A 25,747-nucleotide genomic window follows, 5' to 3' on the forward strand; every position below is an offset into this window, starting at 1 on the left:
TCAGGCAGCATAAGTGATCGGCTTGAGCACTGCTTTACCCGATTTTATGTGGGCAGAGAGCAGTCATAAAAAAAGGCGACCTCAATAGTCGCCTTCTAAGGATGCCCGATAATTCGCTATTTCTTCACGGTTTCCATGCCCATCAGCCCGATTTTCAGATAGCCCGCCGTGCGCAGTTTATCCATCACGCTCATCAGGGTTTCATAATCCACCGACTTGTCCGCCTGGAAGAAAATCGTCGTCTCTTTGTTGCCCTGCGTCTGGCTGGTCAGCACGTTCACCAGCGAGTCAGGCGTAACCTGATCGTTACCGACGTAGAGCTGCTTATCCGCTTTAATCGACAGGTAAACCGGTTTCTCCGGGCGCGGCTGCGGCGCGCTGGTTGAGGCGGGCAGATTGACGCGCACGTCGACCGTCGCCAGTGGCGCGGCTACCATAAAGATGATCAGCAGAACCAGCATGACATCGATAAACGGCGTCACGTTAATCTCATGCATTTCACCGTCGGTTTGCAGATCGTCGTTTAATCGCATGGCCATAACAGCTTACCCTAAGCGCAGTTTCTGGGCGGTCGCGGGACGCGGAACCTCTTTGGCCACAGTGCCCAGGTCGATGTCACGACTCTGCAACAGCATCACCTGAGCGGCAACATCACCCAGCGAGGCTTTGTAGTTCGCGATCATGCGGGCAAAGACGTTGTAGATCACCACCGCCGGAATCGCAGCGACCAGACCCACCGCCGTTGCCAGCAGCGCTTCGGCGATACCGGGAGCCACCACCGCAAGGTTCGTCGTCTGGGTTTTCGCAATACCGATAAAGCTGTTCATAATGCCCCAGACCGTGCCGAACAGACCAATAAACGGGGCGACAGAGCCGATGGTTGCCAGGAAGCCATTGCCCCGGCCTGCATGGCGGCTGAAAGCAGCCACGCGGCGCTCAAGGCGGAAACTGGTGCGATCTTTAATGCCGTTGGTATCTTCCACACCTGCCGACAATTCGAGTTCATTCTGCGCATCGTTCAGCAGCACGACGCTGTGGCTGTGACCGGTAAACGACTGAGCAATGCGGGCGGCGTCATTGAGACTGCGGGCTTCGCCCAGCGCCAGTTGCTCACGCTTCAGGCGGCGCTTAGCGGCGCTGAGTTCAGCATATTTGCCGAAAAAGATCGCCCATGTCACGACCGATGCCAACAACAGCCCAATCATGACGACTTTTACCACGATATCGGCATGTTGATACATGCCCCAAACGGAGAGGTCCGTTTGCATCAAATCACTGGCTACCACGCTGCTTCTCCAACTTCTGATTCAGGGATGCGAAACAAGCGCGAATAATAGCAAAATGGCGGCGAATTGATAGTAGTTCTCATTAGTATTTACAAACCCAACCCTGGTCACAGACCTCGCTTTGACCGGCTTTACACACTTCCCGTCAGAGACGTTTCGAAAATGTGAAGCTGCATGAAAATTTATTAAAACAACGTTTCAAAATGTGACGCCATTCATTCAATCAACATTACCGCATTTTACTCAGACGCATTTTCACTATGCTGGCTCCACACGGCACTCTGCGGTTAGCCCAGACTCCAGGCCGTCCTACCTCTGCGGGAGACAAAATAATGAGACTGACAAAAACATGCGTGGCCAGTGCCCTGGCGGCGATGATGATGAGCGCCGCCGCCACGGCACAGGTGATTAAAGTGGCTGAAGTCCAGCCTGCCGGTTATCCCACTGTGGTTGCCCTGCAACACATGGGCGACAAACTCAAACAGGCCACTGATGGACGGCTGGAGATGAAGATCTACGCCGGTGGCGTGCTGGGTGATGAAGACCAGACGCTGCAGCAGGTGCAGCTGGGCGCCATCGATATGATCCGCGTCTCACTGGCTCCGGTCACGTCTATCGCCCCGGAAACCAGCGTGCTGACCCTGCCCTACGTTTTTCGCGACATCGACCACATGCATAAAGTGCTGGATGGTGAGATAGGCAGCGAGATTGCCAGCAAGTTTGATAAGGATCCCAACGCCCGCATGGTCTTCCTGGGCTGGACGGATGCCGGTGAGCGCAACATGATCACCAAGAAGCCGCTGGCAAAACCCGACGATCTTAAAGGTATGAAGATCCGGGTGCAGAACAGCGCCATTTCACTGGCGACGCTGAAAGCGATGGGCGCAAATCCGGTGGCGATGGGCGTCAGCGAAGTCTTTAGTGCGATGCAGACCGGCGTGGTCGATGGAACCGAGAACAACCCACCTACCTTTGTCGCCCACAACTACATGCCGGTCGCGAAGTACTACACCCTCACCGGCCACTTTATTCAGCCAGAGATGATTCTGTTTTCGAAACGTGCCTGGGATCGCCTGAAACCCGACGATCAGACACTGCTGAAAAAGCTCGGCAAAGAGGCACAGGATGAAGAGCGTCAGCTCTGGGCGACCTACACCGAACAGTCGATCGCCAAAATGAAGGCCGGTGGCGTGACCTTCCAGCAGACCGATCGCGACTACTTCGTTAAGGCTACCCAGCCGGTGCGCGATCAATTCGGCGGCAAATATCAGGATCTGATGACCCGAATCGCCGACGTGAAATAACCCTTCCCGCGCCACACTGCCGTGTGGCGTGCTTAATCAGGTATTAATTATGTCTGCTTATACGCGTCTGATGGATGGGCTTTATCTGCTGTGCATGCTGGTGGCCGCCGTGGCGCTGTTAATCATGGTGACGGTCATTCCTGTTGGCATCTTCGCCCGTTACGTGATGAACGGCGCACTCTCCTGGCCAGAACCGGTCGCCATTATCTGCATGATCATTTTCACTTTTATCGGCGCGCCGGTCGGCTTTCGTGCCGGAACACATATCTGCGTGTCGATGGTCACCGATCGTCTGTCACCTGCCCGCCAGCGCCTGATGCTGAGGGTCTGCGATCTGCTGATGATCCTCACCTGTCTGGTGATCTTCCAGGCCAGTTACAGCCTGTGTGAAGCGATGTGGGTGCAGACGCTCGCCTCACTGCCGGCGGTGACCTACGGCGAAATGTATCTGCCGATCCCGATTGGCGCGATCTTCACCCTGCTGTTTGTTGTTGAGCGATTGCTGACTGGCGATCAAAGTCAGCGACCCATTGTCACACTGGGCGGCACCCACTAATCCGGAGCAGAAGATGGATGCATTAATCTTGATAGGCAGTTTGCTGGTGTTGCTGTTGGTGGGGTTTCCGGTCGCGTTTGCGGTCGGCCTGAGCGCTTTTATCGGCGCCTGGTGGATCGATCTGCCCCTGGAAGCGGTGGTGATTCAGATAACTAATGGCATTAACAAATTCTCGCTGCTGACCATCCCGTTCTTTATTCTTGCGGGTGCGATCATGGCGGAGGGTGGGATTGCCCGGCGGCTGGTCAATTTCGCCTATATCTTTGTCGGCTTTATTCGCGGTGGCCTCTCACTGGTTAACATCGTCGCGTCGACCTTCTTTGGTGCCATCTCCGGATCGTCAGTCGCGGACACCGCTTCGATTGGTTCGGTGATGATCCCGCAGATGGAGGAGAAAGGCTATCCGCGTGATTTTGCCGCTGCGGTAACGGCCAGTGGCTCCGTTCAGGCCGTGCTGACGCCACCCAGTCACAACTCAGTGATTTACTCGCTGGCAACCGGCGGCATGGTCACCATCTCTTCGCTGTTTGTCGCAGGTATCCTGCCGGGACTGATGCTGGGAGGCTGCCTGATGGTGATGTGCCTGGGGTTCGCGCGCAAACGCGGCTATCCCAAAGGCGAGCGCATTCCGTTTCGTCAGGCGCTGAAGATTTTCTTCGACGCGTTCTGGGGCCTGTTTACCGTGGTCATCATCATGGGTGGTATTCTCTCCGGTATTTTCACCGCCTCAGAGTCCGCGGCGATCGCCTGTATCTGGGCCTTTTTCGTCACCATGTTTATCTATCGCGACTTTAAATGGAATCAGCTGCATATCCTGCTGTTTCGTACCATTAAAACCGTCACCATCGTGATGGTGCTGATCGCCTTCGCCGCCGGATTTGGTGCGGTGATGACGTTCATGCAACTGCCGACGATGATCACCGAAGCCTTTACCAGCCTCTCTGATAATAAATATGTGATTCTGATGTGCATCAACATCCTGCTGCTGGTGGTGGGCACGCTGATGGATATGGCGCCGCTGATTCTGATTCTCACGCCCGTATTGCTGCCGGTGGCGACCTCACTGGGTATCGATCCGGTGCACTTCGGCATGATCATGCTGACCAATCTCGGCATCGGGCTGATTACGCCGCCGGTCGGCACAGTACTGTTTGTCGCCAGCGCGGTAAGTAAACAGAAGATTGAGCAGGTGGTCGGGGCGATGCTACCGTTCTACGGCATGCTGTTTATCGTTCTGATGCTGATTACCTATATTCCCGCCATTTCGCTCTGGTTACCGCGCCTGATGGGCGTGATGTAACGCAAAGAAAAATGGCCCGTGAGCGGGCCGTTTTTTTTCCTGCGATGCACTCTGATAATCACCATTGAGTCTCAACCCTGCTGGCTGTTTCGTGGTAACGTGAGAGCTTAGTCCGAAGCGGTAAAGGCGACTCATGACCACCAGAAAAATTGATACCACGCTCGTCAATGCAGGACGCAGCAAGCGTTATACCCAGGGCTCGGTGAACAGCGTGATTCAACGGGCCTCCTCGCTGGTTTTTGATACCGTCGCGGAGAAAAAACGCGCCACCGCCGGTCGGGCAAAAGGTGAACTCTTTTATGGCCGTCGTGGCACCCTGACGCACTTTGCGCTGCAGGATGCGATGACCGAGCTGGAAGGCGGCGCAGGCTGCGTGCTCTACCCTTGCGGCGCGGCTGCCGTGGCCAATGCGATTCTGGCATTTGTTGAAGCGGGTGACCACGTGCTGATGAGTGGCGCGGTCTATGAACCGACGCAGGACTTCTGTACGAAAATTCTGGCTAAGCTGCAGGTTTCTACGGGCTGGTTCGATCACTGCATCGGCAGCGAAATCGGTGAGCTGGTTCAGTCGAATACCCGGGTTGTTTTCCTGGAATCCCCCGCGTCTATCACCATGGAAGTTCAGGATATTCCAGCGATTGTGGCGGCTGTACGCGCCAAAGCGCCCGAGGCGATCATTATGATCGACAACACCTGGGCGGCCGGTATTCTGTTTAATGCGCTGGCGCACGGTATCGATATTTCCATTCAGGCCGGCACCAAATATCTGATTGGTCACAGCGATGCGATGATTGGCACCGCAGTCGCTAATGCGCGCTGCATCGATCAGCTGCGCGAGAACTCCTATCTTATGGGCCAGATGGCCGATGCCGATACCGCTTACATGGCAAGCCGGGGTCTGCGCACGCTGGGCACCCGTCTGCGCCAGCATGAAGAGAGCGCAATTCAGGTGGCAGAGTGGCTGGCGGCGCGTCCCGAAGTGGCGCGGGTGAATCACCCGGCGCTGGCGCAAAGCAAAGGTCATGAATTCTGGAAGCGCGATTTTAGCGGTAGCAGCGGCCTGTTCTCATTTATCCTGCAGGAAAAATTAGACGCACCCCAGCTGGCGGAATATCTCGATCACTTCCATCATTTCAGCATGGCTTACTCCTGGGGCGGCTATGAATCGCTGATTCTGGCGAATCAGCCGGAAGAGCTGGCAGAGATTCGTCCGGCGGGCGGTGTGGATTTCACCGGCACGCTGGTGCGGTTGCATATTGGCCTGGAGCATGTTGATGACCTGCTGGCTGACCTGGAAGCCGGTTTTACGCGCCTGACGCGCTGAGTCAGCTCAACAGAAAGTAAACAGAAGATAAACCGGGTCGCAGTGGCCCGCAGTGTTTGCCGGGCAGCGGCTCATTTGTTGTTAAAATTTATCCCGCATCGTTCAGATTGTTGGTGAGTTCACTGTACTGTCTGAACGCAGACGGATTGTTCCTTGTGACGTGATGGAATCGCTAATGGGTGTTTTACACGAGATTGTCCAGGCGCTCTGGCATCAGGATTTTGCCGCACTGGCAAATCCGGATGTGGTATGGGTAGTGTATGGCGTGATGTTTCTGACGCTGTTTCTGGAAAATGGTCTGTTACCCGCCTCTTTCCTGCCGGGAGACAGTCTGCTGTTGCTGGCAGGCGCGATGGTGGCTAAAGGGGTGATGGATTTTGTACCGACCATGGTGATCCTGACGACGGCTGCCAGCCTCGGCTGCTGGCTGAGCTATTTGCAGGGTCGCTGGCTGGGTAATACCCGACTGGTTAAGAGCTGGCTGATGCATCTGCCCGCGCAGTATCACCAGCGTGCCTGGAATATGTTTAACCGCCACGGTCTGATGGCGCTGCTGGTCGGCCGTTTCCTCGCGTTTATCCGCACCATCCTGCCTACCATGGCGGGCATTGCGGGCTTACAGAACAGTCGTTTTCAGCTGTTTAACTGGCTCAGTGGCGTGCTGTGGGTCGGCATTGTGGTGACCTTTGGCTATGGCATCAGCCAGGTGCCGTTCATTAAACGTCATGAAGATCAGGTGATGGCGATTCTGATGATACTGCCGATGGTGTTGCTGGTGCTCGGTCTGTTCGGCAGCATTCTGGTGATCTGGAAACAGCGTCGGCAGAAACGCGCCTGACGTGCCCACAGCCTCCGGATCCGCCGCCTCCGGGCGGCCGGATCGGCGACCTATAAAGATGAATCCGCTACCGTCTGCCTGACACGATTAACCTCTTCCCCCGGCGTCACGCCAAAATAACGTTTAAATTCCCGCGAGAACTGCGAAGGACTTTCATAGCCAACCCGCACCGCCGCCGCACTCGCTTTCAGTCCATCGTGCAGCATCAGCAATCGCGCCTGATGCAGGCGATAGCGCTTGAGATACTGCAACGGCGAGGTTTGCGTTACCGCTTTGAAGTTATGGTGAAAGGCTGAAACGCTCATGTTCACTTCTGCCGCCAGCGCATCGACGCTGAGGTTTTCCGCATAGTGATTCTCAATCCGCCGGAGGGCGCGCGCGATCAGGCTGAACTGCGTCTGTCGGCTCACCAGAGAGAGCAGCGCGCCGCCAATCGGGCCAGTCAGCACATAGTAGATAATTTCCCGTACGATGTGCGGTCCCAGCACCCGCGCATCGCGCGGCTGGGTCATCACATCCAGCAGTCGCTCAGCGGCACACAGCATCGGCTCCGTCAGCCAGGCCGAGTGAATGCCCGAGGTCTGTGGCTGCGGCTGAAACTGATCGTCATCACCAATTTCAATCAGCAGATCCTGCAGACTGGCGGTATCGACGTTGAGGCACAGCCCGGCAATCGGTATCTCCGGCGAAGCCCAGGTTTCGCACTCCACCGGCAGCGGCACGGTGAGCATCAGATACTTGCTGGCGTCATACTGAAACACGGTGCTGCCGAGATAACCGGTTTTGCTGCCCTGAAACAGGATCACAATGCCGGGCTGATACATCATCGGCGTACGCGGACGATATTGATTCGCATAAATTAGCGACACATTTTCGACCGGACAGAGACGGTCGTGACCGTGGGTCATTAACGTGACGACCTGCTGTGCCAGCCGGTGACACAGTGCATCGTGCGCCATAGCGACTCCTTATTCGGACAAAAAGTTAGTTTGCCGTGCGAATGCCTGAATCGCCAGCAGCCAGGAGAATCAGGCAATAAATTTACCGAATCGGGCATAAGACCAGGCGTGCTGTTATCGACTGAGCTAAGCAGGCTGAAAATTGTTGGCTAGACTTAAGCACAGTGAAATCTCACGGATTAACCGCAACGGAAAGGAGCAACTATGGCAGACCAACCCATTATCAAACTGCGCGATGGCAATATGATGCCGCAACTGGGACTCGGCGTATGGCAGGCCAGCATCGAAGATGCACGTCATGCGGTGCTGAAAGCGCTTGAGGTCGGCTATCGTTCAATCGATACTGCCGCCGCCTATAAAAATGAAGAGGCGATTGGCCTGGCGCTCCAGGAAACAGACGTGCCACGCGAAGAGATTTTCGTGACCACCAAACTGTGGAACGACGATCAGCAGAACGTTCAGCAGGCGATGGAAACCAGCCTGGAGAAACTGAAACTGGATCAGGTCGATCTCTATCTGATGCACTGGCCGTGCCCGGAAAAAGACAACTACGTTGATGCCTGGAAGAAGATGATCGAACTGCAGCAGCAGGGACTGACCAAAAGCATCGGTGTTTGTAACTTCCATGAAGCCCACCTGAAGCGCCTGCTGGATGAAACCGGTGTGACGCCAGTCGTAAACCAGATTGAGCTGCACCCGATGCTTCAGCAGCGTACGCTGCATGCGTGGAACGCGCTGCATCAGATCCAGACCGAATCCTGGAGTCCTCTGGCTCAGGGCGGCAAAGGGGTCTTCGATCAGGAGATCATTAAGTCGCTGGCGAAGAAATACAGCAAGACACCTGCGCAGATCGTGATCCGCTGGCATCTGGATAGCGGCCTGGTGGTGATTCCGAAGTCGGTGACGCCAGCGCGTATCGAAGAGAACTTTAGGGTGTTCGACTTCCGTCTGGATAAGCATGAAGTGAGTGATATTGCGAAACTGGACAGCGGCAATCGTCTGGGTCCGGATCCGGAGACGTTTAACTAAGGGGATGCGTCGCCCGGTGATGCTTACACGCTGCCCTGGAACTGCAGAGTAGCGTGTAATTAACGCGGTCAGGCCGGTCTTTTCTGCCTGACCGCGCTGTTATGAGGTTGGCTGCACCTCAAGTTGTCCCGCCGTACCCCGATCGGCCAGTTCCAGCGTCTGGCTGTAATAGACGAACGGGAAATGATCGGATGAACTTTGCGGGAAGGTGACCATCAGCTCCACGCTGCCATCCACCCAGACCGTATCTTTCCAGCCACGATCTTCGCCCATCGGCTGTGCCCCATTCACGCTTTTAATCAGGAACATCACGCCCTGAATATGCAGTGACTGTGGCCGGTCAGCGTGCAGGATCCAGCGCTCAAAAGTGCCCTGCTGCGCGGTCGTGTCAATGCGGTTCATATCCCAGAGCGCGCCATTAATGCCCGGCATGCTGTCGCCAATGCGGAATTCGCGTGTGCGAACCGCCACACCATCCAGAATCTGATCGGCTAAAAGCCGCATCGGCAGATTATCTGTCACCAGCGGCAGTAAGCCGGTGGGTCGCAGCGTCAGGATCAGGGTAGAGGTAAGAATAGAGGATGGCTCAAAGAAACCGCGCAACCTGTCCATGATGCCCGCCGCCGTACCCGCCGTTATCGACACTTCATCACCCTGCGACATATCTATCAGCACTTCGCGGCGTTCGCCAGGTGCCAGTGACAGACGCTGCACCGCCACCGGTGCAGGCAGATAGCCCTGATCGCTGGCGATGACCATAAACGGACGGTTGTCGCTTAGCACCATCTCATAACGTCGCGCATTTGAGGCGTTCAGCAAGCGCAGACGCACCCAGCCACGTGACACCTCGACAAAGGGATTGCGTACGCCATTCACCAGCAGGGTGTCACCCAGGAAGCCGCCATCCTGTGGCGGGTCATAGACTGGCGTGGCGAAGTTATCGAGCCGTTTGTCCTGAATGATAATCGGGAAGTCATCGACGCCGTAATGCTTCGGCAGCGGCAGCTGTTTGCCGATATCATCTTCAACCAGCCACATGCCCGCCAGACCGTTATAGATGTGCGGGGCCATGCGGTTTGGGGTGTTAGCGTGATACCAGCAGGTTGCAGCCGCCTGACGAATCGGCAGCACCGGCGACCAGTCCACACCGGCCGACATCATACGTGGCGCACCGCCCATTAACGCCCCTGGCAGCTGCAAACCGCTGACCGTCATGGAGACTGACTCATTCAGCCGATTGCTGTAGATCAGCTTAACGTCATCGCCGCTGTAAACCCGAACGGTCGGACCCAGATAGAGGCCATTAATGCCCCATACCGGCACTTTATTATTGTCACCATTAAAGGACCAGTGGCTGCGCTGCATCGTCAGAAACAGCGGCTGGCCACGACGGGACTCCAGTAATGGCGGAATGGGCAGTGGCGTATCGCCATTAGCTGGAGAAGCGGCGCGCGCCGCATGAGGTAGTACACTGGCGCTAAGCGCCGCTCCGGCAGAAAGCTGGATGAACTGACGTCTGCTGAAAGACATAAAACTTCTGACCCTTTACGCGTGGCGCTGAGCGCCGACCCTGTTTTTATTGATCTGTTTTGCTGTGCTGCGTTCACGACAAGCCGGTAAAGGCTCGCCGGGTTGCATCCCTGCAGGTGAGTTCGGCGAGTGATTCGCCGGTCAGATTTTTCCGTTTTTTTCGCGTTCGGCGACTTCGGCGTTCAACTCTTCCAGCTTTGCCGCCATCTGTTCGCGACAGTGGGTTGCCAGCTTACGTACCGACGACGACTCGAACGCTTTAACATCAACCGGTGGCAGCATTTCAACGATCACCAGTCCATTGTTCCAGCGGTTAAGATTGATCTTGCCGTGTGTGTTCGAGACCACAATCGGGATGATCGGCACACCGGCCGCCACGGCAGCGTGGAAGGCACCGGTTTTAAACGGCAGCAAGCCACGACCACGACTGCGCGTCCCTTCCGGGAACATCCAGATCGAGATGCGCTTGCTGTTGAACTGATCCACCAGCTCACCGATGGTGCCGCGCGCTTTAGCCCGGTCATCGCGATCAATCAGCAGATTACCGGTCAGCCAGTAGAGCAGGCCAAAAAACGGCACCCACAGCAGGCTCTTCTTGCCCACGGTGACCGTATAGGGCTGCACCATTTTAGCCGCAGTCACCATGTCGTAGTTGTTCTGGTGGTTGGCGATGTAGATCGCATTACCATAATTCTCTGCGCCTTCCGGTCTGCGCAACTCTACTTTCAGGCCAAACACCGTCGACAATTTGCCGAACAGACGACCAAACGTCGCGACGTGTCGCGGATCGCGGGGTGAAAAAAGACACCAGATACAGCCAAAGATACAGATTAAAATCGAATAAATGATGACGATAATGGCACGCAGAATCAGTAACATAGTTCCCTCATTGAGCCACGGCTGACGCAGGGTCAGCCGGGTAGTTTACGCTTCGCTATCCGGGCTCGCCGGACGCGCAGGCGCATCCAGTTCAACACGATCAATTTTTTGCAGGCCGCGCGGTAACAGCGTGCCGCGACGTCCGCGATCGGCGCGGAATTTCTGGAGTTCTTCACTTCGCAGCAGCATTTTACGCTTGCCCACGTGCAGCGTGATAGCGCTGCCCGGCGGCAGAATCATCAGCCAGGCCAGTTTATCCTGACCGGCAGCCGCTTCCGCTGACGGAATCGAGATGATTTTATTGCCCTTGCCTTTCGACATTTGCGGCAGTTCGCCAACCGGGAACATCAGCATCCGTCCCGCCTGTGTAATCGCCAGTAGCATGTCATCTTCATGATGGACGGCCATCGGCGTCATCACGCGGGCATTTTCCGGCAGCGTCAGCAGCGCTTTACCGGCGCGGTTACGTGATATCAGATCGCTGAAAGTACAGATAAAGCCGTAGCCTGCATCAGAAGCCATCAGCAGACGCTGGTCATCCGGCTCCATCAGCACCTGTTCAACGACGGCACCCGGCGGTGGCGTCAGCTTGCCGGTCAGCGGCTCGCCCTGACCGCGCGCGGAAGGCAGTGATGTCGGATCCAGTGTGTAGCTGCGGCCGGTGGAGTCGATAAAGGCCACCGGCTGATTGCTCTTGCCGCGTGCCGCAGCCAGATAGCTGTCGCCCGCTTTGTAGCTCAGTCCGGCCGGATCGATATCGTGACCTTTGGCGCTGCGCACCCAGCCCATCTGCGACAGCACAATGGTGACTGGTTCAGACGGCACCAGCTCGGTTTCGCTCAGCGCTTTGGCTTCTTCACGCTCACGCAGTGGTGAACGGCGATCGTCGCCGTAACTGACGCTATCAGCCTGTAACTCTTTTTTCAGCAGGGTGTTCATCTTGCGTTCAGAGGCCAGCGTGGCCTGCAGCTGATCGCGCTCTTTTTCCAAATCCGCCTGCTCGGCACGGATCTTCACCTCTTCGAGCTTCGCCAGATGGCGCAACTTCAGTTCGAGGATCGATTCGGCCTGGGTTTCGCTGATGCCAAAACGTGACATCAGAACCGGCTTCGGCTCATCCTCCGTACGGATGATGTCGATGACTTCATCAATGTTCAGGAACGCAACCAGCAATCCTTCCAGGATATGCAGGCGGCGCAGCACACGATCCAGTCGGTAATTAAGACGACGCTTGACCGTGTCGCGGCGGAACACCAGCCACTCGGTCAGGATCTCATGCAGGTTTTTCACCGCCGGGCGGTTATCCAGCCCGATCATGTTGAGGTTAACGCGGTAGCTTTTCTCAAGATCGGTGGTGGCGAACAGATGGTTCATTATCTGATCGAGATCGACACGATTGGAGCGTGGCACGATCACCAGACGGGTCGGATTCTCATGGTCAGACTCATCACGCAGATCCTCAACCATCGGCAGCTTTTTATTGCGCATCTGGTTAGCAATCTGTTCCAGCACGCGTGCGCCGGAGACCTGATGCGGCAGCGCGGTAATGACCGCCTCACCCTCTTCCTTTTTCCATACCGCACGCTGGCGAATAGAGCCGCGACCGGTCTGATACATTTTACGGATCTCGTCACGCGGCGTAATGATTTCCGCCTCGGTCGGGTAATCCGGTCCCTGAACGATATCCAGTAGCGCTTCCAGCGTCGTATTTGGTGCGTCAATCAGCGCAATGGCGGCCTGAGCGACTTCGCGCAGATTGTGCGGCGGAATATCGGTCGCCATACCGACGGCAATGCCGGTAGTGCCATTGAGCAGGATATTAGGCAGACGCGCCGGCAGAATTTTTGGCTCCTGCAGCGTGCCGTCAAAGTTCGGCTGAAATTCCACCGTTCCCTGGCCTAGCTCACCTAACAGCAGCTCGGCATATTTTGACAGGCGTGATTCGGTGTAACGCATGGCTGCAAACGACTTGGGATCATCCGGTGCGCCCCAGTTACCCTGTCCATCGACCAGCGTATAACGGTAAGAGAATGGCTGCGCCATTAATACCATTGCTTCATAACAGGCGCTGTCGCCATGCGGATGGTATTTACCCAGCACATCACCCACGGTGCGCGCGGACTTTTTAAATTTGGCGCTGGCATTGAGACCCAGTTCCGACATGGCGTAGATAATGCGTCGCTGTACAGGCTTCAGCCCGTCACCGATATAAGGCAACGCGCGGTCCATGATGACGTACATCGAATATTTTAAATACGCATCCTCGGTAAAGGTATGCAGGGCAAGACGCTCTGCACCATCCTGCGTCAGTTCACTCATGAATTTCTCATCCTCACATCGTGGCCCACAACGGCGGGACACCCGGCGGTGGTTTGGCGAGGATAGTACCTTATTCGCCAGTGTTAGTCACAGGGGAAGCGCGGGACAGCAGGCGTCACTCAGCGCGATTTCAGTCGCCGGAAGTACCTGATTCTCGCGCCAGGTGCATGGACTCTCAGCGCGAGTGCGTCAGGGCTTTGCGCCCATCCACTGGCGGGCAATATCACGATATTCGCCGGTGGCGGTGCTGAGATGCACCCACTGGTCGACATAGAGCTTCCAGCTGATGTCATCACGCGGAATCATGTAAGCCTTTTCGCCATACTGCAGCGGTTTGTCAGGGTTGAGCGCACAGAGCGTCGGGTAATGCTGTTGCTGATAACGCGCTTCAGAGGCATCCGTGATCATCACATCTGCCTTATTGTCCACCAGCTGCTGGAAGATAGTGACGTTATCGTGGAACAGCGTCAGTGAGGCTTTTGGCAGGTGGCTGTGTACAAAGGCTTCGTTGGTGCCGCCCGCCGGTTCAATCAGCCGCACCTCAGGCCGGTTGAGCTGTTCGAGGGTCTGGAAGCGATCTTTATCTGTGCAGCGCACCAGCGGGATTTTGCCATCCACATCCAGCGGCCGGGCGAACCAGGCGGTCTGCTGACGTTTCAGCGTGACGGAGACGCCGCCGACGGCGATATCACACTGTTTTGCCAGAAAGTCAGGCATCAGGGTTTTCCAGGTGGTCGGTACCCACTCCACTTTCGCGCCGAGCGACGTCGCCAGTGCGTTCGCCATGCTGATATCCAGCCCTTCATACTGACCATCCGGGCGAAGAAAGCTGTAAGGCTTGTAATCTCCGGTGGTGCAGACCCTGAGCGTTTTAGAACTGAGAATGGTGTCGAGATGAGATTGTGCCTGAACCGCACTGCTGGCCAGCAGTAAAGAGAAAACGATTTTTTTCATTTTGATGTTTTCTTGACTGTTTTCATGATGAGTTTGCCCAACGATGGTGCCATAAACCGGCGTATTGTTGCTGCCACAGCAAAAGTGTTGTGATCTATCTCCCATTTTTCCGGGAATGGAGCACGCGTAAGCTAGGTGCCATATTCAGAAAACGAGGCAACCTGTGCATGAACAAGATTTTAATTATCGATGGCGGCAAAACGTTTGCCCACTCTAAAGGCGAACTGAACCACACTCTGACCGATGTTGCAGCCAGTCAGCTGCGTGATATGGGCCATGAAGTGTCAGTGACCGTGGCCGACAGCAACTACGTGATTGCCGATGAAGTGCAGAAATATGTCGACAGCGATGTCGTGATTTATCAGATGCCGGGCTGGTGGATGGGCGAACCCTGGACCGTGAAGCGTTACATTGATGAGGTCTTTACCGAAGGTCACGGCTCGCTCTACGCCAGCGATGGCCGAACCCGTTCTGATGCGGCGAAGAAGTACGGTTCCGGCGGTCTGCTGCAGGGCAAAAAATATATGCTGTCACTGACGTGGAATGCGCCGCTACAGGCCTTTACTGACCCGGAGCAGTTCTTTGAAGGTGTTGGCGTCGATGGTCTCTATCTGCACTTCCACAAAGCCAACCAGTTCCTGGGAATGGAAGCGCTGCCGACCTTTATCTGCAACGACGTGATCAAAGCACCGGACGTGCCGCGCGATATTGCCGCTTATCGGACCCATCTTAGCCGCGTTTTTGCGTAAGATGATGAGGGGCTCCCCCTATTTTCCCACGAAAGAGGAATTCACGAATGTTAACCGTCGTTGCTGAAATTTGTGTTAAACCCGGTCGCCGTCAGGCCGTGCTGGATGCGGTGAAAAAGCTGATCCCGCTGGTGTTAGAAGAAGATGGCTGCCATCAGTATGACGCGTTGCTGGACCATCAGGCACAGGTGCCGTGGAAGCAGAACTCGCCGGACTCGATTTTCATGCTGGAGCAGTGGGAAAGCCTGCGCCATCTTGAGCAGCATCAGCAGATGCCGCACATGGATGCGCATCGCAGTATCATTAAAGATGATGTGGTGGATGTGAAGATTCTGGTGCTGGAACCCAGCGCCTGATTAGTGCTGAAGGCTTTACTGCGGTTGTGTAGCTGGGGTTAAGGCTGGTGATAAATTCCGGCCACCGTCGCTGTGAGATCGAGCCGGCACAGGGATCAGGGTCAGATCGGAAAAACGCAAAAGCCGTCATCCATGACATGCTCGGCCCGCGCGATTACGCACCTCATCCCTGAGGTGCGCCCGTAGCAGGGCCAACGCGTTGCGTTGTTCAAAAACGCTCCCGGCGTTTTTGTCCCAGGCCGCGGGACGCTTTCCTCCTCTGCCCGTGTTTCCTGCGCATTGGGCTTATTTACTGCGGTCAGATGTGCCCGAATGCGTAATTGTCATCTATCTGAACCTCTGTCCTGCGACAGAGGTTTTTTGTTTCTGGCAGACCGGCTTACAGCAGTTGCCGCCGATCAATCTCACTGCGAAGAAAATCCAGAAAGCAGCCGATGCGCGAAGAGAGCGTGGTGTTTCGATAATAAACCGCATGCACCGGCAGGCGCAGATCGCGGGTTTCCGCGGAGAGTACAGGCACCAGCCGGCCAGTGGCGCAATCCTCCCGGCTGAAAAAGTCGGAGATACGCGCAATCCCCTGTCCCGCCAGCGCCAGCTGCCGGATGGTTTCGCCACTGGAAGCTGAGATAGTTGGCTTAATACGCATGAAATCACCATCAGGCTGCAGGACCGGCCAGACGTTGAGGGATTCAGGATGACTAAAGCCGATTTTTTGATGCTGTGCGAGATCGGCCACGCTTTGTGGCGTGCCCGCTTTTGCCAGATAGGCCGGACTGGCCATTAGCTGAATCGCACTACTGCCGAGCAGCCGTGCATGTAATGTAGAGTCACGCAGTTCGCCGATACGAATAGCAATGTCCGTCTGCTGCTCCAGCAAATCAATCATAATATCGTCGGTATTCAGCTCAAGCTGGATCAGCGGATAACGGGCGCGGAAATCGTCTACCAGCGGCACAATCACATGCAGCATGAAGGGTGTGGCAGCGTTCACCCGAAGCCGTCCTGACGGCATCTCGCGCCGCAGGGCAATCTGCTCTTCGGCCTGCTCAACGGAGGCCAGGATCTGGCGCGCATGCTCCAGAAAAACCTGCCCCTCTTCGGTCAGCGCCAGCCGTCGGGTGGTGCGATGCAACAGCGTGGTCTGCAGCTTGCTCTCCAGCCGGGAGAGTGCCCGACTGATGCCTGAACTGGTCTGCGCCAGCTGGGATGCCGCCGCAGTAATGGAACCACTGTCTACCACCGCCACCCAGGCACGTAGCTCTTCCAGGGTAATTTTCACAAGATTGCTGTCTCTGCTCTCTAAATCAGCCAGGTTCGATGAAGGTGTACAGGTGCAAGCATAAACAAAACAGGACGCTTTCGCGTCCTGTCTTTTACACGTCGATATCGGCCGTGTCGCCTTTTTCCTGCAACCAGTTGCGCCGGTCTTCGGAACGTTTTTTCGCCAGCAGCATATCCATCATGCGTATCGTCTGATCGACATCCTCTTCGCTGATAGTCAGCTGTACCAGGCGGCGGGTATTCGGATCCAGCGTGGTTTCGCGCAACTGCAGCGGGTTCATCTCACCCAGTCCTTTAAAGCGCTGAACGTTAGGTTTACCCTTTTTACGTTTCAGCTGCTCCAGCACGCCCTCTTTCTCATCTTCATCCAGCGCATAGTAAACCTCTTTACCGAGATCAATACGGTAAAGCGGCGGCATGGCCACATAGACGTGACCATTGCTGACCAGTGAGCGGAAATGTTTGACGAACAGCGCACAGAGTAGCGTGGCAATATGCAGACCATCTGAGTCCGCATCCGCCAGAATGCAGATTTTGCCGTAACGCAGCTGCGAAAGGTCTTCGCTGTCAGGATCAATGCCGATCGCCACAGAAATATCATGGACTTCCTGCGATGCCAGCACCTCATCGGACGAGACTTCCCAAGTATTCAGGATCTTGCCCTTGAGCGGCATGATCGCCTGATATTCACGATCGCGCGCCTGCTTGGCCGATCCGCCTGCCGAATCCCCTTCGACAAGGAACAATTCAGTTTTATTCAGATCCTGCGCGGTGCAGTCCGCCAGTTTGCCCGGCAGCGCCGGACCGCTGGTGAGTTTTTTACGCACCACTTTTTTGGCTGCCCGCATACGCCGCTGGGCGCTGGAGATCGCCAGTTCAGCCAGCTGTTCTGCCGTCTGAATGTTCTGGTTCAGCCACAGGCTGAAGGCATCTTTGACGACGCCAGAGACAAAGGCTGCGCACTGACGTGAAGAGAGACGCTCTTTGGTCTGCCCGGCAAACTGGGGATCCTGCATCTTGACCGACAGCACATAGGCACAGCGATCCCAGATATCTTCCGCTGAGAGTTTGACGCCACGCGGCAGGATATTGCGGTATTCGCAGAACTCGCGCATCGCATCCAGCAGTCCCTGACGCAGACCGTTAACGTGTGTCCCGCCCTGCATCGTCGGGATGAGGTTAACGTAGCTTTCCGTTAACAGTTCACCGCCTTCTGGCAGCCATAACAGCGCCCAGTCCACCGCCTCCACATCGCCGGCAAAACTACCGACAAAGGGTTTTTCCGGCAGTGTCGGTAAGCCATTCACCGCTTCGCACAGATAGTCCGTCAGGCCATCTTCGTAGCACCAGGTCTGTTCGGTATTGTTCAGTTTGTCTTTAAAGACAATCTCAACGCCAGGACAGAGCACCGCTTTGGCTTTCAGCAGATGGGATAAGCGTGATACCGAGAAGCGTGGGCTGTCGAAGAAGCTTTCATCAGGCCAGAAATGGACGCGCGTACCGGTGTTGCGTTTCGCCACCGTGCCGGTAACCGTGAGATCCTGAACTTTGTCACCATTTTCAAACGCCATGTCATAGATTTCGCCATTACGGCGCACCGTGACTTCGACGCGTTTTGACAGGGCGTTAACCACAGAAATGCCGACGCCGTGCAGACCGCCCGAAAACTGATAGTTTTTATTGGAGAACTTGCCGCCCGCATGCAGACGACACAGGATCAGCTCGACAGCGGGCACGCCCTCTTCCGGGTGAATATCCACCGGCATGCCGCGCCCATCATCAATAACTTCCAGCGACTGGTCAGCGTGCAGAATCACTTCAACCCGCTTCGCGTGGCCGCCCAGCGCCTCATCGACGCTGTTATCAATCACTTCCTGACCCAAATGGTTGGGCCGCGTCGTATCGGTATACATGCCCGGACGACGGCGAACAGGCTCAAGGCCAGTCAGGACCTCAATGGCATCCGCGTTATAGTTTGATTGACTCATCGTAAATGTCTGATTAGAAGGGTGAAATTGGTGCGATTTCCGCATTACTCAGGGATGATTCAGACCAAGAAAGTCCAGAATCTGCGGGAAATGGCGCTCGAATCCAGTAAATGCATGATTTCCGCCCTCTTCTACCGTGTGACGGCACGCGCTGTAATAGTCGAGTGCCTGTCGGTAATCGAGAACTTCATCGCCAGTCTGTTGCAGCAACCAGAGTAAATCGGGCGCTTCCAGCGGTTCAATCTGCATTACTTTGAGATCGTAAATGTGGCGTGACTCTAACACATATTGCTGGCCCGTGTAGGGATTCTGATTTTCGCCAAGGAAATCCACCAGCAGTTCAAAAGGGCGTACTGCGGGATTGACGACAACGGCCGGCAGCATAAAACATTGGGACAGCCAGGTAGCGTAATAACCGCCCAGCGACGATCCTACCACGCCCAGGGTTTCGCCACTGCGGCTCAGCACCAGGTCTTCCAGCACTGCCGCCGCATCAGCGGGAAAGGTCGGCAGCTGTGGCACGATCATGTCGATCTCCGGGTGCTGCATCGCTAACCATTGCCGGAACTGAGTCGCCTTCGCGGACTGCGGCGAACTGTTAAAACCGTGCAGATAGAGCAGTGCTGCCACGCGTCAGTATCCTTCGGAGTCTAAATCGGGACGAAAAGCGTCGGTATCAAGCCGGTTCACTTCGGTCTCAAAGCCGCCATCCGGATGCAGTGTAAACCAGCGCCAGCCGGGAGCCACGGTGTCAATCGCAAAACTGGTGCAGTGCGGTTTGAACTGGACACAGGTAGACGGCGTCGCCAGCACCCGACGGCCATGCCATTCCATATCCAGCTCCTGGTGAATATGGCCACAGACCAGCGTCCGGGCTAACGGGTAGCGCTGCAACACGGCATCAAGCTGATGCGAATTGCGCAGGCTGTGCTGATCGAGCCAGGTGCAGCCAGAGGCCAGCGGATGGTGATGCAGCATAACCAGCGTATGCCGTTGCGGAAAGCGGGCCAGCGCGTTGTCGAGCCACTCCAGCTGATAGTCGCTCAGCATTCCATGCGGAACACCGTAGACCTGGCTGTCGAGCAACACAATCTGCCACTCATCACCCACCAGCACCTGCTTATGGGCATTGATGTGCGCTGCCGCCAGTGTATCCACCATTGCGGGCTGAAAATCGTGATTACCGGGTAGCCAGACGCAGGGCCGCGGTAAGCGAGAGATGCCCTCAGCAAAATGCTGATAGGCTTCGATAGAGTGATCCTGGGCGAGATCGCCCGTGGCGATGATCAGGTCATAGTCGCGATGTTGCGCAATAATCGCATCCAGCACGGCGTCGTAGCTCGACCAGGTGTTCACCCCAAGCAGCGATTCATGTTTTCCCGCGAACAGGTGGGTATCCGTGATTTGCAAAATCCTGATTTCGGAACCGTTCGCTGCAGGAAGAGTTAGCAGGCTATCCAAAGCGTTTCCTTCGTCTCCACGCCATTTACTGCATTATACGCATCAGCAGACCGGAACCGCCATCGCGCCATGTGCCAGGCAGTAACGCAGCCAGTCTGCGAGAAACTGGTTTATCTGATGTTTTTCATCGCGCTGATGCAATTTTTTATTAGGATAATCATAGCGCGCTTTGAACCGATAGATCTGTTGAGTTGAACACACTTCGGCGACCATCGCATCGTGATAGAGCCTGACCGACATCGAGGGCAGACTCCAGTAACTCACGGCAGGTGCGACCTGGCGGATCTCCACCAGCGTGGTGTAGCGTGTCGACTCCTGAATCGTCAGTTGATAACGGGCGCCACTCACCTGATAGATCACCGATTCTCCCGCCTCATCGTTACGCGGCAGCAGGCGGCGTAACTGGGCGAAATTGGTTTCGCAGAGCCGCATCATTTCGGGAAAGTCAGGGGTATAGCGCTGTTTCATTTTTGTATCCACTCTTCGCGTAGTTTTTCATGGTGCAACGCCAGCCATTGCAAGGCGATGACAGACGCCGCATTATCAATTATCCCCTCTTCCACCCAGCGGTACGCCTGTTCGCGGCTCACCACATGGACAAGAATATCCTCATTCTCTTCCTCCAGACCATGGCATCCCTCTGCCTGGCTGGCATCCACTTCCCCAATCAGCACCGATAAACGTTCGCTGGTGCCGCCAGGGCTGGCCAGATAGCTAAGCATGGGCTTAACCCGACCGACGTCCAGTCCTGCTTCTTCAACGGCTTCACGGCGCACAACCTGCTCGACCGATTCACCGGGCTCGATAATACCGGCGACCATCTCCAGCAGCCAGGGTGAAGCGCTACTGTCATAAGCCGGGATGCGGATCTGTTCAATCAGCACCACTTCATCGCGTAAGGGATCATAAGGTAGCAGCACGGCAGCATGTCCGCGCTCAAAAACTTCGCGTTGCACTTCTCCACTCATTTCGCCATTAAACTGGCGGTGGCGGAAGCGGTATCGCTCAACGGAAAAAAAACCTTTGTAGAGTGTTTCTCGTGCAATAATTTCTACATCGTTTTTTGTGAAAGTCACAGGGGATTTTTTTTCTTCCGGCATCATCAGGTTCCTTGTGCAGATTGGGGTGGAGCGAAAAAAGCCTGTAACCGTGCTCCATGTAAGTAGTTCTTTCTGAAATATTTACGTAGATTAGAGATAGAAGGCACTTTCAGCCAACTTATCTCACAGTTGCCCTCTGCTAGAATCGGCGATAATTTTTTGGCTTACCCGGCAGCGCACCCACTGCAATTTGCTGCAACAAAAGGAATGCAAATGAAAAAACTGCTCCCATTTTTTATTGGGCTTAGCCTGGGCGGTTTCAGCTTCGCCAGCCAGGCCGAAGACCTGCTTCAGGTTTACCAGCAAGCACGTCTGAGCAACCCGGATCTGCGCAGCGCCGCTGCCGATCGTGATTCTGCTTTTGAGAAAATCAACGAAGCGCGTAGCCCATTATTACCTCAGCTCGGACTGGGTGCAGACTACACCTATAATAACGGTTATCGCGACAGTAGTGGTCTTCATTCCAACACGACCAGCGGCTCTCTGAATTTAACCCAGACTATTTTCGACATGTCGAAATGGCGCGCGCTGACTCTGCAGGAAAAGACCGCCGGTATTCAGGATGTGACCTATCAGGTGGCGCAGCAGGATCTGATTCTGAACACCGCAACGGCCTACTTCAACGTGCTGAAAGCGATTGATACCCTTTCTTACACTGAAGCGCAGAAACAGTCTATCTACCGCGAGCTAGATCAGACCACCCAGCGTTTTAACGTTGGCCTGGTTGCCATCACTGATGTTCAGAACGCCCGTGCGCAGTATGACAGCGTGCTGGCTAACGAGGTAACTGCCCGTAACAACCTCGATAACAGTGTTGAAACGCTGCGCCAGATCACCGGCATGGACTATATGTCGCTGGCTTCGCTGAACATCGATCGTTTCAGAACCGATAAGCCTGAAGCGGTCAGCGGGCTGCTTAAGCAGGCTGAAAGCCGTAACCTGTCACTGCTCTCTGCGCGTCTGACTCAGGATCTGGCGCGTGAGCAGATTCGCTCAGCGGAAACCGGCCATATGCCGACGCTGGATCTGACCGCCTCCACCGGCATGTCGAACAGCAAATATGGCGGCAGCCGTGCAAACCAGAGCCAGGGTTCTACCGATTCAATTACCGGTTCAAATCAGGTTGGCCTGAGTTTCTCACTGCCACTGTATAGCGGCGGCAGCGTTACCTCTCAGGTGAAACAGGCGCAATACAATTTTGTCAGCGCCAGCGAACAGCTGGAAAGCGCTCACCGCACAGCGGTTCAGACGGTACGCTCCTCGTTTAACAACGTGAATGCGTCTATCAGCAGCATCAACGCCTACAAACAGGCAGTCGTCTCTGCGCAAAGCTCACTGGATGCGTCCGAAGCGGGCTATCAGGTGGGTACACGTACCATCGTCGATGTGCTGGATGCAACGACCGTGCTCTACAACGCGAAACAGCAGCTTTCTGATGCGCGTTATAGCTACCTGATTAACCAGCTGAATATCAGCTATGCACTGGGTACGCTCAACGAGCAGAGCCTGCAGAAACTGAACAGCCAGCTGGGTAAAGAGATCCCAACGTCCCCGGAAACGGTAGCGCCGGAGAATGCCCAGCAGACCGCTCGTGTGGATAGCGGTCCGGTGGCAACTGGCTCGTCTGAGGCAGCGCGTCCTGCGGCTCGCCACAGCAGCGGTAATCCTTTCGGTCAATAATCAGTGGACGGGCTGCTTTGCGGCCCGTCTCTCTGTTGAACGTATAACTAAGTAAAGATCCCTGTTGTATCAGGCCTCCAGCTTCAATTTTACCCCCCCTTCCCCTATTCTATGCGCTACCTTTGGGCACAGGATAATCATAATGAAACGCACAAAATCTATTCGCTATGCCGCTTTTCGTAAAAGCTGGCAGGCACGCCACTTGACGCCCGTTGCTATCGCCGTTTCAGCCGTATTTATGCTGGCTGGCTGCGAACAGAACGATGAAACGGTTTCGATGTACCAGAATGCGGATGACTGTTCGAAAGCCAATCCTGGCCAGAGTGCGCAGTGTACTACCGCATTCAATGAGGCTAAAAAAGAGGCTGAACGTACTGCGCCAAAATATGCCACGCGTGAAGATTGTGTCGCTGAATTTGGTGAAAATCAGTGTCAGCAGACACCGGCTCAGGCGGGCGTTGGCACCACCAATGCTGAATCGCAGCAGAGTGGCGGCAGCTTCTGGATGCCACTAATGGCCGGTTACATGATGGGCCGCATGATGGGCGGTGGTTCGGCCTTTGCGCAGCAACCGCTGTTCTCACCGAAAAATGCCCGCAGCCCGGCCAACGGCCAGTTTGTTGATGCCTCCGGCCGTAACTATGGTGCTGCCACTTCCGGCAAAACCATGACCGTGCCTAAAACGGCGCTGGCACCGAAACCGGCAACGACCTCCACCATTACCCGTGGTGGCTTTGGTGAAACCGTCGCGAAACAGAACAGCATGCAGCGAAGCAGCGCCAGCGGTACATCCAGCCGCTCAATGGGAGGCTAACGCCCCGATGGAACGCATTGCCATTTCAGAACGCCCAGGTTGGCGTGAAAAAGCCACCGAGTTCGGTTTTCGTTTTCATACCATGCATGGCGAACCCTACTGGTGTGAAGATGCTTATTACCAGTTCACGCTGGCGCAAATCGAGCATCTGGAAGATGTCACTGCAGAACTGCATCAGATGTGCCTGCAGGTCGTGGATAAGGTCGTAAACAGCGAAGCGCTGCTGACCAAATTCCGCATTCCAAAACACACCTGGGACTTCGTGCGCGATTCATGGCATCAGCGTCAGCCGTCGCTTTACTCACGCCTTGATCTTGCCTGGGATGGCAAAGGCGATGTGAAGCTGCTGGAGAACAATGCCGATACGCCGACCTCACTGTATGAAGCGGCATTTTTCCAGTGGCTGTGGCTGGAAGACCAGCTCAACGCAGGTCAGCTCCCGGCAGGCAGTGACCAGTTTAATAGCCTGCAGGAAAAGCTGATTGAACGTTTTGCCGCATTACATCAGCAGCACGGCTTTAACTGGCTGCACTTCGCCTGCTGCCGCGACACCGACGAAGATCGTGGCACCGTGCAATATCTTCAGGACTGCGCTACTGAAGCGGGGCTGCCGAGTGAATTTCTCTATATAGATGAAATTGGCCTGGGCGAAAAAGGGGAATTTACCGACGCTCAGGATCAGGTGATCAGTAACCTGTTCAAGCTCTATCCGTGGGAGTTTATGCTGCGTGAGATGTTCTCAACCAAGCTGGGTGATGCTGGCGTACGCTGGCTTGAACCGGCATGGAAAAGCATCGTCTCGAACAAAGCCCTGCTGCCGTTGCTGTGGGAAATGTTCCCGAATCACCCTAACCTGCTGCCCGCCTGGTTCGCCGAAGATGACGTTCCGCACATGGACAAATATGTGGTGAAGCCGCTGTTTTCGCGTGAAGGTGCCAATATCCGGATCGTAGAAAATGGTCAGGAGATTGCCCGCGTTGATGGGCCATACGGTGAAGAGGGGATGATCGTCCAGCAGTTCCATCCGCTGCCCAAATTTGGCGACAGCTATACGCTGATCGGCTGCTGGCTCATTGACGATCAACCGGCGGGTATTGGCCTGCGTGAAGATCGCGATTTGATCACTCAGGATCTCTCCCGTTTCTACCCGCACGCGTTTATCGGCTAACGCGCCGCGAGAATACAGGTCAGCTTCTGGCCTGTATTCTCTTAGCTTTGCCCTAACCTACCTGAACCGACAACATGCTGATTGCACCCATCTCCATACCATCAATCGGAATGCTGATGGTTTCATCCGGCTGACGTGCGCCCAGCACATACAGCAGCGGCAGATAGTGTTCAGGTGTCGGGTTAGACAGCGCCGCACCCGGATGGTCCATAAAGTTAACCAGCGGATGAGAAGCCGCATCGCTCTGCACCGCCAGGTTATCGCGGACAAACTGCTCAAAACTGCTGGCCCACGGATAGACTTCGCTGTTGCCGTCCCAGCGCACTTTACGCAGGTTATGCACCACGTTGCCGCTGGCGACAATCATTACACCCTGATCGCGCAGCGCAGCCAGTTTCTGGCCCATCTCAAAGTGCCACGCCGCTGGTTTAGTGCCATCAATGCTTAGCTGCACGACCGGAATGTCGGCATCGGGATACATCTTGATGAGGACGCCCCATGATCCATGATCCAGTCCCCATTCCTGATCAAGCTTTACGTCGACAGGCGCTAAAAGCTCTGCCAGTTGCTGGGCCAGTTCAGGCGATCCCGGCGCCGGATAGCGTGTGTCAAACAGCGCCTGCGGGAAGCCACCAAAATCATGAATCGTCTTAGGGTGAGCCATTGCTGTCACGTCGGTGCCGCGCGTATACCAGTGCGCTGAAACCGCAATAATCGCACGTGGACGTGGCAGAGTGTCACCCGCGTGACGCCATGCGGCGGTATAGCGGTTCTCTTCAAGGGCATTCATTGGGCTGCCATGACCCAAAAACAGCGCTGGCATACGTAACTGGCTCATTCGTGATCCCCGGGATCGTCTATTTGATAGCCAC

At 55.5% G+C, this 25,747-nt stretch carries 25 protein-coding genes; 11 read left to right on the top strand and 14 right to left on the bottom strand.

Going from position 1 to position 25,747, the window contains the following annotated elements:
• Positions 1 to 116: 116 nt before the first annotated feature.
• Together exbD and exbB are read right to left on the bottom strand one after the other, a co-directional pair.
• On the bottom strand, positions 117 to 539 hold the full coding sequence (exbD, locus tag P2R09_RS20645) for a TonB system transport protein ExbD (protein ID WP_008925727.1): 423 nt from the start codon (positions 537 to 539) through the stop codon (positions 117 to 119).
• A 6-nt stretch (positions 540 to 545) separates the two neighbouring features.
• Complete coding sequence (gene exbB, locus P2R09_RS20650) at positions 546 to 1,268, bottom strand: tol-pal system-associated acyl-CoA thioesterase (RefSeq protein ID WP_181162245.1); 723 nt, start codon at positions 1,266 to 1,268, stop codon at positions 546 to 548.
• A 350-nt stretch (positions 1,269 to 1,618) separates the two neighbouring features.
• Between exbB and P2R09_RS20655 the strand changes: the two genes are divergently transcribed.
• From P2R09_RS20655 to P2R09_RS20675, 5 genes are all read left to right on the top strand, one after another.
• Positions 1,619 to 2,590, top strand: coding sequence for a TRAP transporter substrate-binding protein (locus P2R09_RS20655; protein WP_275772446.1), 972 nt, complete (start codon positions 1,619 to 1,621; stop codon positions 2,588 to 2,590).
• Positions 2,591 to 2,639: 49 nt separating this feature from the next.
• Complete coding sequence (locus P2R09_RS20660; protein ID WP_008925730.1) at positions 2,640 to 3,146, top strand: TRAP transporter small permease; 507 nt, start codon at positions 2,640 to 2,642, stop codon at positions 3,144 to 3,146.
• A gap of 13 nt (positions 3,147 to 3,159) precedes the next feature.
• The gene (locus tag P2R09_RS20665) at positions 3,160 to 4,446 is read left to right on the top strand and encodes a TRAP transporter large permease (RefSeq protein ID WP_003848476.1); all 1,287 of its coding nucleotides are present in this window, start codon (positions 3,160 to 3,162) and stop codon (positions 4,444 to 4,446) included.
• Positions 4,447 to 4,579: 133 nt separating this feature from the next.
• Entirely contained in the window at positions 4,580 to 5,770 is a 1,191-nt protein-coding gene (gene metC, locus P2R09_RS20670) for a cystathionine beta-lyase (RefSeq protein WP_275772450.1), read from the top strand.
• A 175-nt stretch (positions 5,771 to 5,945) separates the two neighbouring features.
• Entirely contained in the window at positions 5,946 to 6,608 is a 663-nt protein-coding gene (locus tag P2R09_RS20675) for a DedA family protein (RefSeq protein ID WP_275772452.1), read from the top strand.
• Between the two features lie 50 nt (positions 6,609 to 6,658).
• Here P2R09_RS20675 and P2R09_RS20680 read toward each other — a convergent pair whose 3' ends face one another.
• Positions 6,659 to 7,567, bottom strand: a complete 909-nt coding sequence (locus P2R09_RS20680; protein ID WP_003848469.1) for an AraC family transcriptional regulator — start codon at positions 7,565 to 7,567, stop codon at positions 6,659 to 6,661.
• A 204-nt stretch (positions 7,568 to 7,771) separates the two neighbouring features.
• Between P2R09_RS20680 and dkgA the strand changes: the two genes are divergently transcribed.
• A complete protein-coding gene (gene dkgA, locus P2R09_RS20685) occupies positions 7,772 to 8,596 on the top strand; it encodes a 2,5-didehydrogluconate reductase DkgA (protein WP_275772455.1) in 825 nt (274 codons plus the stop codon).
• A gap of 99 nt (positions 8,597 to 8,695) precedes the next feature.
• On the opposite strand, the gene ftsP is transcribed toward dkgA, so the two are convergent.
• The 4 genes from ftsP to P2R09_RS20705 form a co-directional block, all read right to left on the bottom strand.
• Positions 8,696 to 10,126, bottom strand: a complete 1,431-nt coding sequence (gene ftsP, locus P2R09_RS20690; protein WP_003848467.1) for a cell division protein FtsP — start codon at positions 10,124 to 10,126, stop codon at positions 8,696 to 8,698.
• A gap of 141 nt (positions 10,127 to 10,267) precedes the next feature.
• Positions 10,268 to 11,005 carry a 1-acylglycerol-3-phosphate O-acyltransferase gene (locus P2R09_RS20695; protein ID WP_003848465.1) on the bottom strand — a complete coding sequence of 246 codons (738 nt, stop codon included), beginning with the start codon at positions 11,003 to 11,005 and terminating at the stop codon, positions 10,268 to 10,270.
• A gap of 45 nt (positions 11,006 to 11,050) precedes the next feature.
• Positions 11,051 to 13,324: a DNA topoisomerase IV subunit A gene (gene parC / locus P2R09_RS20700; protein ID WP_275772458.1), complete on the bottom strand. Its 2,274-nt coding sequence runs from the start codon at positions 13,322 to 13,324 to the stop codon at positions 11,051 to 11,053.
• A 189-nt stretch (positions 13,325 to 13,513) separates the two neighbouring features.
• Positions 13,514 to 14,278, bottom strand: coding sequence for a transporter substrate-binding domain-containing protein (locus tag P2R09_RS20705; protein ID WP_192378086.1), 765 nt, complete (start codon positions 14,276 to 14,278; stop codon positions 13,514 to 13,516).
• Between the two features lie 167 nt (positions 14,279 to 14,445).
• On the opposite strand from P2R09_RS20705, the gene P2R09_RS20710 reads away from it, so the two are divergent.
• A complete protein-coding gene (locus P2R09_RS20710) occupies positions 14,446 to 15,027 on the top strand; it encodes an NAD(P)H-dependent oxidoreductase (protein WP_275772463.1) in 582 nt (193 codons plus the stop codon).
• Positions 15,028 to 15,074: 47 nt separating this feature from the next.
• A complete protein-coding gene (locus tag P2R09_RS20715) occupies positions 15,075 to 15,383 on the top strand; it encodes a putative quinol monooxygenase (protein ID WP_003848459.1) in 309 nt (102 codons plus the stop codon).
• Positions 15,384 to 15,762: 379 nt separating this feature from the next.
• Here the strand turns inward: P2R09_RS20715 and P2R09_RS20720 are convergent, their stop codons facing one another.
• From P2R09_RS20720 to nudF, 6 genes are all read right to left on the bottom strand, one after another.
• The gene (locus P2R09_RS20720; protein WP_003848458.1) at positions 15,763 to 16,662 is read right to left on the bottom strand and encodes a LysR substrate-binding domain-containing protein; all 900 of its coding nucleotides are present in this window, start codon (positions 16,660 to 16,662) and stop codon (positions 15,763 to 15,765) included.
• A 94-nt stretch (positions 16,663 to 16,756) separates the two neighbouring features.
• A complete protein-coding gene (gene parE, locus P2R09_RS20725; protein ID WP_003848457.1) occupies positions 16,757 to 18,652 on the bottom strand; it encodes a DNA topoisomerase IV subunit B in 1,896 nt (631 codons plus the stop codon).
• A gap of 48 nt (positions 18,653 to 18,700) precedes the next feature.
• Positions 18,701 to 19,282 carry an esterase YqiA gene (yqiA, locus tag P2R09_RS20730; RefSeq protein ID WP_003848456.1) on the bottom strand — a complete coding sequence of 194 codons (582 nt, stop codon included), beginning with the start codon at positions 19,280 to 19,282 and terminating at the stop codon, positions 18,701 to 18,703.
• Between the two features lie 3 nt (positions 19,283 to 19,285).
• Positions 19,286 to 20,113: a 3',5'-cyclic-AMP phosphodiesterase gene (gene cpdA, locus P2R09_RS20735; protein WP_275772468.1), complete on the bottom strand. Its 828-nt coding sequence runs from the start codon at positions 20,111 to 20,113 to the stop codon at positions 19,286 to 19,288.
• 42 nt (positions 20,114 to 20,155) lie between these two features.
• Positions 20,156 to 20,581, bottom strand: coding sequence for a DUF1249 family protein (locus P2R09_RS20740; protein WP_008925735.1), 426 nt, complete (start codon positions 20,579 to 20,581; stop codon positions 20,156 to 20,158).
• Positions 20,578 to 21,213, bottom strand: a complete 636-nt coding sequence (nudF, locus tag P2R09_RS20745) for an ADP-ribose diphosphatase (protein ID WP_033761442.1) — start codon at positions 21,211 to 21,213, stop codon at positions 20,578 to 20,580. Before nudF ends, P2R09_RS20740 begins: the two co-directional genes overlap by 4 nt.
• Positions 21,214 to 21,426: 213 nt before the next feature.
• Between nudF and tolC the strand changes: the two genes are divergently transcribed.
• From tolC to P2R09_RS20760, 3 genes are all read left to right on the top strand, one after another.
• Positions 21,427 to 22,893 carry an outer membrane channel protein TolC gene (tolC, locus tag P2R09_RS20750; RefSeq protein ID WP_275772471.1) on the top strand — a complete coding sequence of 489 codons (1,467 nt, stop codon included), beginning with the start codon at positions 21,427 to 21,429 and terminating at the stop codon, positions 22,891 to 22,893.
• Positions 22,894 to 23,035: 142 nt separating this feature from the next.
• Entirely contained in the window at positions 23,036 to 23,707 is a 672-nt protein-coding gene (locus tag P2R09_RS20755; RefSeq protein WP_275772473.1) for a DUF1190 family protein, read from the top strand.
• 7 nt (positions 23,708 to 23,714) lie between these two features.
• Complete coding sequence (locus P2R09_RS20760; RefSeq protein ID WP_275772475.1) at positions 23,715 to 24,875, top strand: glutathionylspermidine synthase family protein; 1,161 nt, start codon at positions 23,715 to 23,717, stop codon at positions 24,873 to 24,875.
• A 52-nt stretch (positions 24,876 to 24,927) separates the two neighbouring features.
• Here P2R09_RS20760 and ygiD read toward each other — a convergent pair whose 3' ends face one another.
• The gene (gene ygiD, locus P2R09_RS20765; protein ID WP_275772477.1) at positions 24,928 to 25,713 is read right to left on the bottom strand and encodes a 4,5-DOPA dioxygenase extradiol; all 786 of its coding nucleotides are present in this window, start codon (positions 25,711 to 25,713) and stop codon (positions 24,928 to 24,930) included.
• Positions 25,714 to 25,747 lie beyond the last annotated feature (34 nt).

Source organism: Pantoea sp. Cr_R13 (genome assembly GCF_029222565.1).
GTDB lineage: Bacteria > Pseudomonadota > Gammaproteobacteria > Enterobacterales > Enterobacteriaceae > Pantoea > Pantoea eucalypti.